The following is a 16,128-nucleotide window of genomic DNA, read 5'->3' as shown; positions in this document are numbered from 1 at the left end:
GTCAGGCGGCTCCCTTCAGGTCGAAATCGGCGCGTTCGAGCGTCGGCCGGGTCGGCATGGCGATGTGCTCGTCGTAGATGGCGCGATAGACGCGGTCGATGGCGACCTTGTCATAGGACTGGGCGACCCGCCGTGCGATGGCCTGCGCGCAGCGCTCCCGCCACGGGCGGTCGAGCAGAAGGGCGCGCAGCTCCCGCGCGGTGTCCAGCGGGCTGGCCAGCGGCGTCACCGCCCCGCCCGGACCCAGCGGCGGAACCTCGTCCGGACGGCCCATCAGCAGTTCCGAACAGGACCCGACATCGGTCGCCACCGTCGGCACACCGGACGCCCCGGCCTCCAGGATCACCAGCGGCTGCGCCTCGCTGACGCTGGTCAGGGCGATGGCGTCGATCTTGCCCAGCCAGTCGGTCAGCTTGACCCGGCCGGCGAAGATCACCGTCTGCTCCAGCCCCAGATGCTTCACGATGGTGCGGCATTCCTCGACATAGCCGGGGTCCTCCTCCAGCGGGCCGAGGATCATCGCCTTCAGGTCGGGGATGTCCTCGCGCAGGATGCCGGCGGCGCGGATGTAGGTCTTCACGTCCTTGATCGGCACGACGCGGCCGATCAGGGCGATGGTCGGCGGGCGCGGCGCGGGGTCGCGCCGGACCTGGGAATAGCCGGCATAGTCGATGCCGTTGGGCACGATCATCAGCTTGGCCGGGTCGGCGCCCTGGCGGCGCTGGAACTCCTGGTTTCCGCCGTACAAGGTGATGATGCGGTCGCAGGCGTCATAACAGGCCTTGGAATAGCTGGCGAAGGTGTCCAACCACAGATCGCGCAGGTCGCGCTTCTTCCGGTCGAGCGCCAGGGAGGTGTCGGCCCCCTCGAACAGCCATTCGGCCATCAGGATCTCGATGCGCCGTTCGTTGGTGTAGATGCCGTGTTCGGTCAGCAGGGCCGGGCGGCCGGTCTCCAGCCGCGCCCGCGCCGCGAACAGCCCGGCATAGCCGGTGGAGATGGCATGGTAGACGGAAGCCTGCGGCATCGGCACCAGCAGCGTGGCGAACAGCCCGCTCATCAGCGCCCGGCTGCCCCAGAAATATTCGAGGAAGGAGGCGTCCGGCAGGGCGGCCCTGCACATGCGCACCACCATCTGGAAAGCGTCCTCGGAATTCAGCAGCGCCCGCTTGCCGATCCGGCCGCGCCGCGGCGCCAGCAGCCGCAGAACCTCGGCGACCTCGGCCAGCCCTCCGCCCTGCTGCAGGCGGGCGAGCGGCTTTTCCAGGGCCGCCACCAGCCGCCCGGTGCCGGGCTGCCAGCGCCATCCGGGGGGCGGGTCCTGCAGATAGACATGGGTCAGGCCGGTGACGTTGGCCGGCAGATCGTAGGCGAGCTTGCGGGCGCCGCGGTCGGCGACCAGCGCCACGATATGGAAGGTCAGGTCGGAGTGGGAGCGGATCAGGTCGTGCGTCCAAGTCGACACGCCGCCGGCGACATAGGGATAGGACCCCTCCATCAGCAGGCAGACGTCGGCCTTGGGGGCGCGGGGCGCTTCGGGCGGGAGCGGCTGGGACGGCGAGCGGCTCATGCGGCCAGTTCCTTCGCGGTCGTTTCCGCGGCGGCCGTTTCGTCGTCGCGCCACAGGGCGAAGACGTCGCGCAGCGCATCGGGCAGCGCCGCACCGTCGCCCAGCAGGTCGGGCCGGCGAAGGGGCAGCGCCCGCAGATCGCCGAAGCGGCCGAGCCGGAACAGGCTTTCGGCATACCAGAACAGGATGCGGCTGTCGGACGTGCGGTCGATCAGCGGCTCCAGCCTCGCCGCCGCCTCCGCCGCCAGTCCACAGCGCAGCAGCAGCCGGCCGAGGTCGAGGCGGATGCCGTCGTCGTCGGGCGCCAGTTCCAGGCTGCGGCGGTAGCCGTCCAACGCCTTTTCGCGGATCTCCGCCTCGCGGTTGGAGTCCAGCAGGCCGCAGAAGGCATAATCGTCGAGATGGCGGCAAAGGGCGGCCAGGGCGCCGGCGTCGTCCGGATGGGCGCGGGCGGCGTGGTCGAGCGACTGCCAGCGCTCGTTGAACTCATGCTCCACCCGCGCGGTCGCGGTGGCGGCCTGGACGCGGACGGAGGGGTCGGCATCGGCGAGGCCGGCCTTCAGCGCGGGCGTGAAGGCGGGGCGGAAATGGCGGGCGACCAGGGCGATCACCGCCTGCTTCTGCTGCGGCGTGCCCATCCACATCATGTCGGTGAAGGATTCGCCCGCCACCAGATGGGCGTTCTCGCGCCCGGACACGATCAGCTCGTACAGCTCCTGGGCCGGGCCGGTCTCGCTTTCGGGGAAGAGGGAAAGATACCAGTCCTGAAAACCGGTGGCATAGCGGCTGAACAGCGCCAGCAGCGCCGAGGTCACCAGCGTGCAGGCGGCGCCCAGCGGTCCCAGCGGCACCATGGTGACCAGCAGCAGCCCGGCCAGCCGCAGGTCGCGGCCCCGCCGCGCCCGGCTGCGCACCCACAATACGACCAGTCCGCAGAGCAGCAGGTGCAGCGCCGCGGCCGACGGTGCGGCGAAGGGGACGCCGGACAGGCCGAAGGCCAATGCCACGGCGTCGAGCAGGCCGGCGCCGAGCGTCGCCGCCACCAATTCGCCCGTGCCGGCAGCCGGTCGGTCGCCCGCCAGCGTACCGATGGTTTCAGCGGAATCGAGAGCGGGGCCGGTCATCCCGCACCCTCCGGCACGGCCTTCCCGGTTGCCGGCTCCGGCTCAGGCGGCTCGACCCGGCGGGTGACGAAGCCGATGGGGATGTTGGACAGCCCGTCGGGCAATTCCCGGCGCACCGCCCGTTCCAGCTTCGCCTCCACCAGCTTGGCGCCCTCCAGCGGCGTGCCGGCCAGGATCACGCCGAAGGACGCGCCCTGCTGGCCGAAGTCGCAGGCGAGGTCGGTGTCGCGCAGGCTGCCGCGCACCGCCGTGCCGATGGCGGCGGCAAGGTCGGCGCGCTGGGCGACAGACAGGCGGGACAGGCCGGTGGGGCGGATGGTGATGGCCGTCGTCTCGAACCCCATGCGGCGGCCGAGCAGGGCCAGGAACTCCGCCTGCCGGCCGATGTAGCTGGAGGAATAGAGCGCGTCGTCGGTGAAGACCCGCTGTTCGTTGGCGGTGCGGAACTGGCGCGCCTTGGCCAGCGCGGTGCCGATCCATTCGCACAGGATGCGGAAATTCTCGACCGTGTTGACGCTGAGGTCGGTGAAGCCCAGGCTTTCGACCTTCACCATGCCGACCACCTCGCCGGTGTCGCTGCTGATCAACGGTCCGGCCAGCACGCCTTCGCCGGCCAGGATGCGCTCGTCCTCGACCCGGTTGACGCAGAGCTGCCGCTGGCGGGCGATGACGGTCTGGAACAGCGGGGTGCCGCTGTCGAACCAGCGGGCATAGCTGTCGTTGTCGTCGTCCCACCCCTCGTTCGTCACCGATTCCAGCACGTCGTTGTTCAGCAGGAACAGCGAGAATTTCTCCGGCTTCATGACGGTGCGGACGAGGTCGGCGACGCCCAGCATCACCTCCCCCTCGTCCAGGTGGTCGATGGACTTGGCTGCCTGATAGAGGGTGAAGACGGTGCGCAGCTGCCCGGCGACGCGGGTCTCCAAGCTTTCCTTCACCGATTTCAAGGCGCGGTAGGACCGGGCGATGGCCTCCGCCTCCTGCCGGGCGGCGGCAAGGCCGGCGCGCAGTTCGTCGCGCTCGCGCAGCTGGCGCATGCGCAGCTCGCCGAACAGCACAGCGGCGACCAGCCACAGGATCGGCTCGCGCGTCAGGGCGAAGAGATGGTCGTAGAGGTCCTGGTCGATCCCGGCATCGGGCATGTTGCCGAGCCGCAGCGCCACCGACGCCACCAGCGCCGCCAGCACGCCTTCGCTGGTGCCGTACTGGATCGCCAGCAGCAGGACCGGGATCCAGAAGGGATGCGGCTGCACCCCGTCGAAACGCAGTCCGGCGCCCAGCCAGACATCCAGCCCCAGCGCCGCGGCGAAGAACAGCAGCAGTTCCAGCAGCGCGACCGGCCGCAGGCCGAACCAGCGGCGGTGGGATGCACCGTCGGCGGGGGGTGGGCTCGGCGGGCTGCTCATGCTGGTCGAGGCCTCAGCGATTGCCGGCGACCACCGGCCGCAGGCTGTCGATCATGCGCGTCACCACGCGCTGGGCAACGTTGTTGACGCTGTCGCGGCTGAAATAGCCGCGGCCGGCCTCCGACTGGCTGGAGGTCCACAGCACGGCGCCGTCGGAGCTGCGGACCAGCCGGGCGTTCAGGCCGACCACCGGCTCCTCGCGCAGGCCATGCTGGTAACCATATTCCGACACGCTGCCGGACAGCACCGCGTCCACCCCCAGCGTCCGGCCGGCGGCCTGGGCGTCCGGCGGAGCGGAGTCGGCCGGCGTTTCGGTCGCAGTGGCGTCGGCGGCCGGCTTGGCGGCGGACAGGCGGCTGCGGACACGGGACACATCCATGCTGCGGATGCCGTCGACGCCGTACAGCTCGGTGGAGACGATGTCGGCGGCGATCTGGCCGGCATTGGGGTGGTTGGTCAGATTCTCGAAGGGCAGGACGGCGACGGTCGAGCCGGCCGGCAGCACGGCCCCCGGCTGGGCGAAGTCGCGGCTGTTGATCCGGCCGAAGCTGCAGCCCGCCAGAAGCAGCCCAACCGCCAGCAGCGCCCCACAGGCCCGCACACCCTTGCCCATCATTCCCGCACCCTTTCGCCGCATCACCAGTCCACCTTTTTTAACCATAAAGTGTTGACACACCGTCAATAACGCCAGACCAGAGTGACGCCGGCGCTGTTCACCGCGCTGGCCGTGCCGCGCGAGGTGGAGCGGGCATGGCTGGCGCGGAAATTCAGCTCCAGATTGTCCGCCGGTTCCCACCCCAGCGAGAGGGCGCCCTGCGGCCCGCTGCGGCCCCGCCGGTCATAGGCGTAGCCGACCTGCACCGCATAGCGGACGTAATCGGTCAGGTAATCCTCGGCATTCAGCTGCAGCGCATGAACCTCGCGCGTCGCCGCCGGCAGCGGGACGTAAGGCTGGCCAAGCGAATCCTGCCGCTCCTCGCGGTGGGCGACGTATTCGGCGTCCAGCACATAGGCGACGCTGGCCAGCGGCCCCGCCGCGTTCAGCGTGTAGCGGAGCGATCCCTCCACCGTCGCGCTGCGCGCCAGATCGGCGTCGCCGGCAAGTCCGTAGCGGTTGTAGCCGGCGCCCAGCGACAGGAACCAGCGGTCGGACAGCCGGTCCTCATGCTGGACGAACAGGCGGTCGCGCCGGCCGCCGTCGACGATGCCCTCCAGGAAGGCGAAGCTCGGCTCGCTCCAGGCGAAGCCGGCGCGGGTCTCCGTCTCGTCGCCGCGCCAGCCATGGGTGTAGCCGGCGCCCAGGGTCTGAGGGGCGGCGTAGAGCGCCAGGGTGGAGCGCTCGAACTCCGGCCAGTCATGGACCAGCGCCGCTTCCAGCCGGGAGCGGGCGCCGTGGAACGCCTCCAGCCGGCCGTCCTCCCGGCGGGCGGCGTCGACATCGACATCGCGGCGCTCAAGGCTCCAGGTGAAGGCGGTGGAGCGGCCGAGGTCCTGCACCCCGCTGAAGCGGGCGATGCGCTGCATGTCGGCGTTGCGCACCTTCTGCCAGTCGAGGTCGAGGCGGCTGCGGTCCGCATTCTCGTGCAGAAGCAGCGCCTTGCCCTGGATCAGCGAGGGTTCGTCGGGCGTCAGCTCCAGCGCCGTGTCATAGGCCCGGATCGCCTCGCGCCAGCGGCCGAGCCTTTCCTCCGCCTGGGCCAGCAGGGCGGTGGACTGGGCGTCGTTGGGGTCCTGTTCCAGCAGGTCGCGCAGCAGGGTCCGCGCCGGTCGGACGTCGCCTCCCTCCATCATCGCCAGCGCGCGGAAATAGTCCAGACGGCGGCGGGCGGCACGGTCGGCGGTCTGCGCCTCGCGGCTGGGGGCGGCGGCGGGGGCGCGGGTCATGGCGACGGTGAGGCCGGTGCGGTCGGTCGCGACCGTCGCCTCGACGCCGGTGCCGAGCACCAGGACGACGCTGTCGTAGCCGTAGAGGATGTTGTCGACCCAGGACTCCAGCCGCTCCGGCACGCGGTCGAGCGCGACCTCGCCCAGCGGGCGGTTGAAGCGCAGGACCAGTTCGCGGCCGTCGCGCTGGGTTTCGGTGGCGACCGGGCCGGGCCAATGCAGGGCGAAGCGGGCGGCACGGTCCTCGCGCACGGCTTCAAGCCGAGCCGAGGCCGTTTGGGCATGGGCGGGGGCGGCGGCGAGGAGGGCGAGGGTTAGGGTGAAGGGCGCGGAGGCGCGAAAGCGATTACGGAAGGGCCAGGACACGGCGGGCCTCCGGCAGTCGTCCGTTTTCGATCAGCATCGATGCGTAGTCGGCCCTCAGTTGGCGGTCGGCCGGGCGGCGCTTGCGCAGGGATTCGAACAGCGCCACGGCGTCGTCGACCTTGCCAAGCCGGTTCAGCAGATTGGCCTCCGTCTGGATCGCCGCGTCGCCGCGGCCGGCGCGGTGGCGCAGCTGGGACAGGGCGGTGCGGTAAAAGGGAACCGCCGCGGTCGGGCGCTTCAGCGCGGTCAGCGCCTCGCCCAGGAAATAGTAGGCTTCGTAATCGTCGGGGCCGGTGGCGACGTAGCGCCGCAGCAGCCGTTCGGCGTCGGCGAGGCGGTTCTCGTCATAGGCCAGCATGCCGAGCTGGCGCAGCGCGTCGGCGTCCTCGGGCTTGCGCGTCAGCAGGGCGGTCCAGGCCTGGGCGGCGGCGGCCCGCTGCCCGGTCTGCTCGGCGAGGCGGGCGTAGCGGCGCAGGCGGTCGGGGGCGGCTTCCTCGGGCACGGCGGTGCGCAGGGCCTGGGCCAGCTCCTTGCCCTTGCCGGCCGCCGCCAGCGCCTCGATGTAGGGGGCCTTCAGCGCCGGCTGCGCCGGAGCGGCGCCTTGGCTGCCAAGCCCGGCGATGACGCGGCGCCCGCCGCCATATTCGGCGAGACGGTCGTACCACGCCGCCTGCTCGGCCGGGTCGGAGGCCGCCCTGGCCCTCGCCTCCATCCAGTCCAGGCCGGCGGCGGGCGGGCGCGGCCCCCAGAGATAGGCGAGCTGCCGGAAATCCTCGCTCTGCGGTCCCTGCCCCGCCGCCAGCCGCTGCAGGGCCTGCTCCGCCCCCGTTTTGTCGCCAAGCGCCAGCAGGGATGATACCGGCTCCCGCCGTTTGTCGGCGGGCAGACGGCTGTCGGTGGCGCGCGCCAGCAAATAGCGGCGCAGGTCGGCCTTGCGGCCCAACTTCGTCAGGGTATCGCGGTAAAGCGCATCCTCCGCCTCGGCCAGCGGAGCGGCGGCGGCCCGGCTCTGCAGCAGGGCGGCGAGGTCGGGCAGCGCGTTGGCCTTGGCCGCCGCATCGGCATACACGCCGAGCCAATCCCCGCCCTGCCCCTCGGCCCAGCCGCGCAGCAGCGGGAGGGCGGCGCGATAGGCCTTGTGGTCGAGCAGCATGGTGACGATGGCCTGCTGTTCCGCATCGGACAGGTTGCCTTTCGCCAGCTTGGCGGTCAGGTGGCGGGTCAGTTCTTCCGACCGCCCGGCGCCGGCCAGCGCGGCGATATAGGCCGCCTCCACCTCCGTGCCGCCATCCGTCAGCAGCGGAGCCAGCAGCGGCAGCGCCTCGGCCGGCTTGCCGGTGGCGGTCAGGGCGTTGGCGAAGGCCAGACGGCTGCGCGGCGACGGGTCGAGCGCAAAGGCGCGTTGCGAGGCGGCAAGAGCCAGCGCCGCCGCCGGAGGAGAATCGGCGGCGCGTTCGGCGGCGCTGCCGGCGATGTCCTGCAACAGGCCGACCGGCAGCTTGGGCTGTCCGGCCAGCCACGCCGCGACGGCGGCGGGATCGCCGGCCTTGGCGGCCAAGCGCGCCCAGCCCTGCGTGGCGGCCGGCGACGGCGTGGCCTGCCGCCGCGCCTCGAACCAGGAAAGCCCGGCCGGCGCGCGGTCGAGGTCGATGAACAGGGCGGCAAGCTCCTCCACCTGCTCGTCGGGAATGCCGCCGGTCAGCGGCAGCCGGTCGAAGGCGGCGGTCGCCGCGCCATGGCGGCCGGCGCGGTCGAGGATGCGGATGGCGGCCAGTTGGTCGCCAGGAGTCAAAGCGCCACCGGCAAGGCCGCGCTCCGCCCACCCCGCGGCGGCGGCGGGATCGCCGCGGCCGAGCGCGATGTTGGCGGCCAGCAGCGGGTAATCGTTCAGGAATTCGTCGCCCAACTCGCGGTAGAGGCGGTCGGGGAAGCTGCGGTCGCCGCCGCGCAGGGCGCTTTCAGCCAGCCCGGCGAGGACCCAGTCGGGAACCAGATGCAGGTCGCGCCCCTTGGTCGCCTCCAGCGCCGGTCGAAGCATGCCGGCATTCACCTCCAGCGCCAGCAGCCGCCCGAAATGGACATCCTCCACCGGGCCGTGAAGCGCCGACAGGCGGGTCCGCGCCTCCTCCCGGCGGTCGGCGGCGATCAACAGGTCGATGTAGGTCAGTTCCAGCGCCAGCGCATGCTCCCGCCCCGTCACCTGCGGTTCGATCAGCCGCAGGGCGAGGTCGGGACGGGACGCCGCGGCGAGCTGGCTCGCCAGACCGATCATGTCGGCGACGGTGGGGTGCTCGCCCAGCCAGCGCCGGGCGCGGTCGAACGCCTCCTCCTCGCGGTCGAGGTCGATCAGCAGGCTCATCAGCAGTTCGCGGCTGTCGGGCTGGATCTCGCCCTTGGCGCGGTCGTCGGCGCGAAGCAGCCGGTCCACCGCCCCGACATGGTCGCCGCGGGCAGCCAGCAGCGCCGCCAGTTCCTGCTGAGCCTCGACATCATCGGGACGCAGGGCGCAGTAGCGGGTCAGCGCCTCCACCTTCAGCGCCATCCGGTTGCGGAAGCCGGCGGCATAGGCGAGGTCGCGGAACAGGTCGGCGCTGTGGCGCAGTTCCGCCAGCGCCTTCAGGTTTTCGAGATAATCGCCGGGACGCTGCGCATCCTGGTAGAGGCGGTTCAGCAACTCCCGCGCTTCGACGGACGACGGCTCGACGGCGACGAACTCCTCGGTCAGGGCGATGGCGCGCTCGACGTCGCCCTGGGCCAGCGACAGCCGGGTCAACGGCATCACCGTGGTGCCGCTGCGGTCGCCGGCCGCATAGCGCTGCTCGTAGACCGCGCGGGCGCTTTCGTAATCGCGGTCGCGGAACTTCTGCAGGGCAAGCTCGCCGCTGTGCGGGATCAGCAGCAGGCTGGCGCCGATGCCCAAGAGCAGCGCCAGCAGGACGACGAGGATGTTCGCGCGCATCGCCGCCCTACCCCGCCGTATCGTCGGTCGGACGAAGCCGCAGCAGCAGCGGCGCAATGGCGGACACCGGCACGGTCAGCGCCAGCCGGCCGTCGGCGTCCGCATCGGCGCTGCCCGACCACAGCCGGGTCCCGTCGCGCTCCGCCGTGACCGTCCAGCGGCCGGGCCGAGGCACATGCCAGACCATGGAACCATCGCCATAGCCGGTGGCGGCGACGCGGAAGCCTTGCCCTTGCGCGGCAAGCGCGGAAAAGGCCCAGCGTCCCTGGATCAGATAGGGCAATGCCGCGGGCGGGTCGCGGTCGGCGCGGGCGGTCGCCGTCAGCGCCACCACCGGCTCCGCCACCGCGGGGTCGAGCGCGACATACAGGCTGCCCTGGCTGTGGCGCTGGCCCAGCACGCCGCTGGAGCGGGCGAAATCGACCGCGCTGGCGCTGGCGTTGTCGAAGCGCAGCGTGTTCAGCGCCCCGCGATCCAGCACGCGCCAGCGCCGCCCGCCGTCCGACCCGCCCGCCAGCGGCTCGAACCGTGTGGTGTAGAAACCTTCGGCGATGCGGGCGTAGGTGGAGGCGGCGACCGGCGCCAGTTCCTGCCCGCGGGCGGCGGTCAGCACCGAGACCAGCGCGTTCAGGCTGGCCGCCTTCTGGCCGCTGTACATGTGGTAATAGACGTTGAAGGGCTTCAGCCGGATCGGGCTGCCGGCGTGGCGCATCGTGTTGATGAGATTGCGGTAGCCGTAGAAGCGGCCGGTCCACAGCTCGGTATAGGTGTTCTCGTTGCTGCCTGCGGCGTAGATCTGACGCTCCGCCCCCACCGGCAGGCCGATGGGCGGCAGGCCGGTGATGGAGGGGAAATCGGCATCGAAGCGGGCGTCGCCGCCGTTGATGTTGACCCCGCCCGCCTTGCGCACCGCGGCCAGCGCCGCCTCGAACGGCGATGTGTCGCCCGACCATTGCACCAGAACCGCCCGCTTGCCGGCCGGGGCCAGCCGGGTGAAGTAATCGAGCGCGCCGCCGATCTCCTGGTCGAGGTCGAAGGGTTGCTGCAGATAGGCGCGCGGCACGGCATAGCGGCCGATGTCCGACACCTCCCCCGCCTCCTCCGCCGCATGGTCGTCGGGCTTGCCGGGGCGATAGCCGCTGTCGCGGTTGAGGAAGGGCGCCTCGTTCTGACGGTTGTAATCCTTGAAGAAGGACCATTGAAAGGGGTGGGTCCAGGTGTGGCTGGAAGGCTCCACCTGCGGCAGGGCGAACAGTTTCTTCGCGGCCTGCAGCGACTCCGGCGTGCCCTTCCAGGTCGGGTCGAGGTCGCCGACGATGGGGGCGACGCTGACCGGCAATTCGGGAAACGGTTCGATGGCGGCGGTGCGCACCATGTCGGCGGACAGGACACGCCTGTTGGCGTAGGGCGCCACCTCCGTCACGTTGCGCCAGCCGTCGCCGTCGATATGGCTGAAATAGAGGCGCCGGCCCGACAGGGTGGTGACATCGGGCTTCGGCAGGTCGTCGGTGGCGAAACTGTCGCGGAAGAAGGCGAAGGGATCGACGATCCATTGCCGCCGATTGTACTCGGCGTCGAAATAGCGGCCGTAGCCGTCGGTGACCAGACCGCCGGAGGGGCCGGTGACCACCAGATGGCTGTCGCTCGCCGGGTCGTCGCCGCGCCGCATCACCAGATGGGAGGCGAAGCGCTCGTCGGCCTTGCGGAACAGCGGGTAGCCGGGCAGCACCCCCGACAACGGCCGTTCGAAGCCGATCATGCCATCGGCCAGAATCGGCCGGGATTTGTAGGTCAGGTCGGAATAGCCGTCGTCGTCACGCAGACCGAACCGGGCGAAGAAGCGGTTGGCAACGGCCAGCGGCACCGGCTTGCCGCCGCGCTCCAGCCGCACCCCGGACTGGCCCAGCACGGCGAACCGGACGCCGCGGTCCATCGCGCGTCCGGCCCACGCGATGTAGGCGCCGACATCGGTGAAGGGATCCCCCGCGAACCAAGTGACGATGCCGCGCAGGTCGGGATATCGCGACAGGTCGGGCAGCCCGTCGGCGACGTTCCAATAGACCACCGACAGGCCGAGATGGTTCAGCGGCAGTTCCACCATCGTGTGGATGCGGCTGAGACGGATCGTGCTTTCCTCGCGCAGGTCGACCAGCGCCAGGATGGTGCGCGGCACCGTCTGCTGAGCCGTCGCGGCCGTCGTGGGAGAACCGGCGGCGAGCACGGAAGGGGCCATGCCGGGCAGGAGCAGGCCGAGGGCGAGCGCTGCTGCTTTGAACAGACGCTTCACCGCGGCGGCTCCGGGATCAGGCGGTCGAGTTCGACCGTCGAGACGTAGGGGGCGAAGCCGTTCGCGCGCTGCAGATCGTAGATGGCCCGGATGCCCGCGGCGTCGGCCGGATCCCAGTAATCCAGGGTATGGATGGCGAGGCGCGGATTCAGCGCCCCGGCGGCCTTCAAGGCCTCGACCTGGAACCGGTAATCCTCGGCGCTCTGGCGGTGCGGGCGCTTGGCGGCGAAGTCCCAACCCGCATAGACGCTCTCGCCCAGCACATGGCTCAGCAGCGGGGCGGTCTGCGGCAGGATCTCGTAGGCGCGGTTCTGCATCAGGCCGATGTCGGGCCAATTGCGGCGGATGGCGCGCACCAGCGCCGCCGCCGCGTCGGTCATGCCGCGCCAGCGCTTCGGATCGGTGCGTTCCAGATGCGGCGGGTTGTCGAGCGTGTCGAGGAAGACGCCTTGGAAGCCCTCGCGCAGGATGGCGGGCACCAGTTCCTCCACCACCAGCTTGACCCAGCGGCGGTCGCGCACGTCGACATAAAAGCTGCCGGACCAGTTGGGGTTCTCCTGGTCCAGGATTCCCCAGGCCTTCACCCGCCCGAACCAGGGGCGGTGCGTCTCGACCTCCCCCACGCTGAGATAGCCGAGCAGGGTCTTGCCGCGATCGGCCAGCGGCGAAAGCGGCGGGTGGGTGCGGCTGTCCAGCACCAGAAGCCGGTAGGGCCGGAAGGCGGACAGCGGGGCCGCGTCGGCGTAATAGACCGCCCAGGGATCGGATGCAGCGGTAGCGTGGCCGGCATCGGCGGCCCGCAGGCTCCTGTTGGGCAGCGCCAGCAGCGCCACACCCGACATCAGCCCTCCGGCGACAGCCCGCCGCCCGATCGAACCACCGGTCACGCCACCCCTATCCTTTTGCTCAAGTCTCTCTTGCTCAGCCAAGCCACGCCAGAGTCTGGCGCAGCCCATCCTCCAGCGGCGTGTCGCAGCTCATCCCGAAGGCGGCGACCAGACGCGACGGATCGCCGATGGACACCCGGATGTCGCCCGGCCGCGCCGGACCATGGCGCCGGTCGAGCGGCCGGCCCGACAGCTCCGCCAGCACCTCCGCCAGCCGGTTGACCGAGGTCGGACGGCCGGTGCAGACGTTGTAGACGGGCGCGCCGGACTGCGGACGGTCCATCGCCGCGGTCAGGTATCGCACCAAGTCCTTTACAAAGATGAAATCCCGCACCTGCTCGCCGTCGCCGTTGATGGTGATCGGCTCGCCACGGGCGATCCTGCCGGCGAAGATGGAGATGACGCCGGAATAGGGCGATTTCGGGTCCTGGCGCGGGCCGTAGACGTTGAAGAAGCGGAAACCGGCGGTCGGCACGCCATGCACCCCGTCCGCCACCCGCGCATGCAGTTCGCAGCCCAGCTTGTCGGCGCCATAGGCGGACAGCGGGCGGGTCGCCGCATCCTCGGTCAGCGGCATGTTCGGGTTGTCGCCGTAGACGGCGGCGGAGGACGCGTAGACCACCGGGACCGGCCCGGCCGGATTGGCGCGGCGGGCGGCGTCGAAGACGGCGATGGTGCCGGACAGGTTGGCGTGGTGGGTCTCCAGCCACGCCTCGCGCGAGCGGTCGACCGAGGCGACGGCGGCCAGATGGAAGCAGCCGTCCACGCCGGCGATCGCCGACCGAACCGCCTCGGCATCGGCCACGTCGCCGACGGTGACCGGCACGCCGTCCGGCAGGTTCTCGCGCTTGCCGGTCGACAGATCGTCGAGCACGCGAACCTCGTGCCCGCCCGCCAGCAGCCGCTCGATCAGGTGCGAGCCGATGAAGCCGCAACCGCCGGTAACAAGATAACGCGCCATCGCTGCGGCCCCTCCGCTTTTGCGTGTGTTTCGGGTGATACGCTAAGTCAGAGCCGCCGGATCAGATTTCGCGGCTCACGTGCCGAGGAAACCGGCGACCGCAGCCTGGAATTCCTTGGGCTTGATCGGCTTGGACACATGGCCGTCGAAGCCGGCCTCGGCCAGCCGGCGCTTGTCGGCGGGCGTGGCGAGGTTGGTGACGGCAATGACCGTCGCGGCGGCGAGATCGGCGTCGGCGCGGATCTGCCGGATCAGGTCCAGCCCGGACAGGCCGGGCATGACGATGTCCATCACCACCAGATCGGGCGCCATGTCACGCATCAGGTCCAGCACGGAGGAGGCGTCGGACGCCTCGACGACGGTGAAGCCGCCTTCCTCCAGGCAGCGGACGAAGAGCTTGCGCATCAGCACATTGTCCTCGACCACCAGGATCGTCCGCGTCTTTTCGACCGTGTCCACCATCTCGCCATCCGACCTTTGTGGCGTGAGCGGCATGGCCGGCGGCGGGCATGGCGCGACGCGCGACCCTACGCTGCACATCCCTACCGGTATTCACGCATTTTTGGCTGTGTAACGCTTTCGATCAGCCGGGTCAAGCAGGCCGAGGACGCGGTACGACAGCCGGACTTCGGGACCATCGCCAAGAACCAGTATGCGAGATTTCTTTACAGGATCTTTATGCCGGGCGGCGGAAATCCGCATCGACCCTTTACGCGGCCCTGCGCAATTGAAGGGGCACGCGCAACAAGGGAGGGCAACCGCGTGCTCGACATTCTATTTCTGGCCGTCGCGCTGGCTTTTTTCGGGCTGAGCGCCGCCGCCGTCCGCGCCTTCGACCGGCTGTGAGCGGGAAAGGCACAAGGACCATGACCGTCGATCTCATCCTGGGCGGGCTGGTGGCCGTGGGGCTGCTCGGCTACCTCGGCTATGCCCTGATCCGTCCCGAGCGGTTCTGAGGAGACCTTTCCGATGAACACTGCGGACATCCTTCAAATCATCGTCTTCTGCGCGCTGCTGATCGCGCTCACCCCGGTCGCCGGGGGCTATATGGCCCGCGTCTTCAGCGGCGAGCGGGTCCTGCTCGACCGCGTTCTCGGCCCGGTCGAGCGGGGCATCTACCGGCTGTGCGGCATCCGCCCCGACCAGGAGCAGCACTGGACGGCCTACGCGCTGTCCATGCTGGCCTTCAACCTGCTGGGATTCCTGCTGCTGTACGCGCTGCTGCGCGCGCAAGGCTGGCTACCGCTGAACCCGGCGGGCATGGCGCCGGTGCCGCCGGACCTCGCCTTCAACACCGCCGTCAGCTTCATGACCAACACCAACTGGCAGGCCTATGGCGGCGAAAGCACGCTGAGCTACCTGAGCCAGATGGCCGGGCTGACGGTGCAGAATTTCGTGTCGGCGGCGACCGGCATCGCCGTGCTGGTGGCGCTGATCCGCGGATTCGCGCGGCGTTCGGCCCGCACGGTCGGCAACTTCTATGTCGATATGACGCGGGCGACGCTCTATGTGCTGCTGCCCATCAGCATCGTCACGGCGCTGGTCCTGGTCAGCCAGGGCGTGCCGCAGAATTTGGACAGCTATACCGTCGCCCACACGGTGGAGGGGGCCCGGCAGGTGATCGCGCAAGGGCCGGTCGCCTCGCAGGAGGCGATCAAGCAGCTGGGGTCCAACGGCGGCGGCTTCTTCTCCGTGAACTCCGCCCATCCGTATGAGAACCCGACGCCGCTGGCCAACTTCGTCGAGATGATTTTCCTGCTGCTGCTCGCCGCCGGGCTGACCGACACCTTCGGCCGGATGGTCGGCGACCGGCGCCAGGGGTGGGCGATCTTCGCCGCCATGGGCATCCTGTTCCTCGGCGGGCTGGGCGTCGCCTATTGGGCGGAGTTGCAGGGCAACCCGGCCGTCATCGCCGCCGGGCTCGATCCCGCCGCGGGGAACATGGAGGGCAAGGAGGTCCGCTTCGGCATCGTCAATTCGGTGCTGTGGGCGGTGGCGACCACCGCCGCCTCCAACGGGTCGGTCAACGCCATGCATGACAGCTTCATGCCCTTGGGCGGCATGGTCCCGATGGTCAACATGATGCTGGGCGAGGTGGTGTTCGGCGGGGTCGGCGCCGGCCTGTACGGCATGCTGATCTTCGTCCTGCTCGCCGTCTTCATCGCCGGGCTGATGGTCGGCCGCACGCCGGAATATCTCGGCAAGAAGATCGAGGCGAAGGAGATCAAGCTGGCGATGATCGCCACCCTGACGCTGCCGCTCGGCGTACTGGGATTTTCGGCGCTGACGCTTGTGCTGCCGGCCGGGCTGGCCGGCATCCAGGACCCCGGCCCGCATGGGCTGAGCGAGGTGCTGTACGCCTACAGCTCCGGCACCGGCAACAACGGGTCGGCCTTCGCCGGCTTCGGCGCCAACAGCCTCTACCACAACACCACCATCGCGCTCGCCATGCTGCTCGGCCGCTTCCTGGTAATCCTGCCGGTGCTGGCGATTGCCGGTGGGCTGGCGGCCAAGCGGGCGGTCCCGCCGTCGGCCGGCACCTTCCCGACCCATGGCGGGCTGTTCATCGGGCTGCTGGTCGGCATCGTGCTGATCGTCGGCGGCCTGACCTTCTTCCCGGCGCTGGCGCTGGGGCCGGTGGTGGAGCACCTGATGCTCGGCACCGGGACCTTCTTCTGAGGATG

12 protein-coding genes are annotated in these 16,128 nt (G+C 70.4%); 2 read left to right on the top strand and 10 right to left on the bottom strand.

All coding sequences use genetic code 11. The features are described from left to right. Position 1: 1 nt before the first annotated feature. The 10 genes from pelF to FZ938_RS28165 all read right to left on the bottom strand — a co-directional run bounded on the left by pelF (position 2) and on the right by FZ938_RS28165 (position 13,906). A complete protein-coding gene (gene pelF, locus FZ938_RS28210) occupies positions 2 to 1,570 on the bottom strand; it encodes a GT4 family glycosyltransferase PelF (RefSeq protein ID WP_149201584.1) in 1,569 nt (522 codons plus the stop codon). After that, the gene (locus tag FZ938_RS28205; RefSeq protein WP_149201583.1) at positions 1,567 to 2,694 is read right to left on the bottom strand and encodes a hypothetical protein; all 1,128 of its coding nucleotides are present in this window, start codon (positions 2,692 to 2,694) and stop codon (positions 1,567 to 1,569) included. The genes pelF and FZ938_RS28205 overlap by 4 nt, the downstream gene beginning before the upstream one ends. Continuing rightward, a complete protein-coding gene (locus FZ938_RS28200; protein ID WP_149201582.1) occupies positions 2,691 to 4,100 on the bottom strand; it encodes a GAF domain-containing protein in 1,410 nt (469 codons plus the stop codon). Before FZ938_RS28200 ends, FZ938_RS28205 begins: the two co-directional genes overlap by 4 nt. Positions 4,101 to 4,113: 13 nt before the next feature. Next, the gene (locus FZ938_RS28195; protein WP_149201581.1) at positions 4,114 to 4,737 is read right to left on the bottom strand and encodes a hypothetical protein; all 624 of its coding nucleotides are present in this window, start codon (positions 4,735 to 4,737) and stop codon (positions 4,114 to 4,116) included. Between the two features lie 41 nt (positions 4,738 to 4,778). Beyond that, positions 4,779 to 6,350, bottom strand: a complete 1,572-nt coding sequence (locus FZ938_RS28190) for a tetratricopeptide repeat protein (RefSeq protein ID WP_149201580.1) — start codon at positions 6,348 to 6,350, stop codon at positions 4,779 to 4,781. After that, positions 6,331 to 9,309, bottom strand: coding sequence for a tetratricopeptide repeat protein (locus FZ938_RS28185; RefSeq protein ID WP_149201579.1), 2,979 nt, complete (start codon positions 9,307 to 9,309; stop codon positions 6,331 to 6,333). The genes FZ938_RS28190 and FZ938_RS28185 overlap by 20 nt, the downstream gene beginning before the upstream one ends. 7 nt (positions 9,310 to 9,316) lie before the next feature. Continuing rightward, the gene (locus FZ938_RS28180) at positions 9,317 to 11,596 is read right to left on the bottom strand and encodes a polysaccharide deacetylase family protein (RefSeq protein WP_149201578.1); all 2,280 of its coding nucleotides are present in this window, start codon (positions 11,594 to 11,596) and stop codon (positions 9,317 to 9,319) included. Further along, positions 11,593 to 12,483: a glycoside hydrolase family 191 protein gene (locus FZ938_RS28175; protein WP_246458064.1), complete on the bottom strand. Its 891-nt coding sequence runs from the start codon at positions 12,481 to 12,483 to the stop codon at positions 11,593 to 11,595. Before FZ938_RS28175 ends, FZ938_RS28180 begins: the two co-directional genes overlap by 4 nt. Before the next feature lie 34 nt (positions 12,484 to 12,517). Beyond that, positions 12,518 to 13,444 (bottom strand): NAD-dependent epimerase/dehydratase family protein, encoded by a 927-nt coding sequence (locus FZ938_RS28170; RefSeq protein WP_149201576.1) that lies wholly within the window; start codon positions 13,442 to 13,444, stop codon positions 12,518 to 12,520. A gap of 75 nt (positions 13,445 to 13,519) precedes the next feature. Next, positions 13,520 to 13,906, bottom strand: coding sequence for a response regulator (locus FZ938_RS28165; protein ID WP_149201575.1), 387 nt, complete (start codon positions 13,904 to 13,906; stop codon positions 13,520 to 13,522). A 404-nt stretch (positions 13,907 to 14,310) separates the two neighbouring features. Here FZ938_RS28165 and kdpF point away from each other — a divergent pair, with 404 nt between their 5' ends. Continuing rightward, complete coding sequence (gene kdpF, locus FZ938_RS28160) at positions 14,311 to 14,400, top strand: K(+)-transporting ATPase subunit F (protein ID WP_063828251.1); 90 nt, start codon at positions 14,311 to 14,313, stop codon at positions 14,398 to 14,400. Between the two features lie 13 nt (positions 14,401 to 14,413). Then, positions 14,414 to 16,123: a potassium-transporting ATPase subunit KdpA gene (kdpA, locus tag FZ938_RS28155; RefSeq protein ID WP_149201574.1), complete on the top strand. Its 1,710-nt coding sequence runs from the start codon at positions 14,414 to 14,416 to the stop codon at positions 16,121 to 16,123. The last annotated feature ends 5 nt before the right edge of the window (positions 16,124 to 16,128 follow it).

Source organism: Azospirillum oryzae (genome assembly GCF_008364795.1).
Classification (GTDB): Bacteria; Pseudomonadota; Alphaproteobacteria; order Azospirillales; family Azospirillaceae; genus Azospirillum; species Azospirillum oryzae.
The sequence above is the reverse complement of the archived record's forward strand: the minus strand, read 5'-3'. Positions and strand labels throughout refer to the sequence as shown.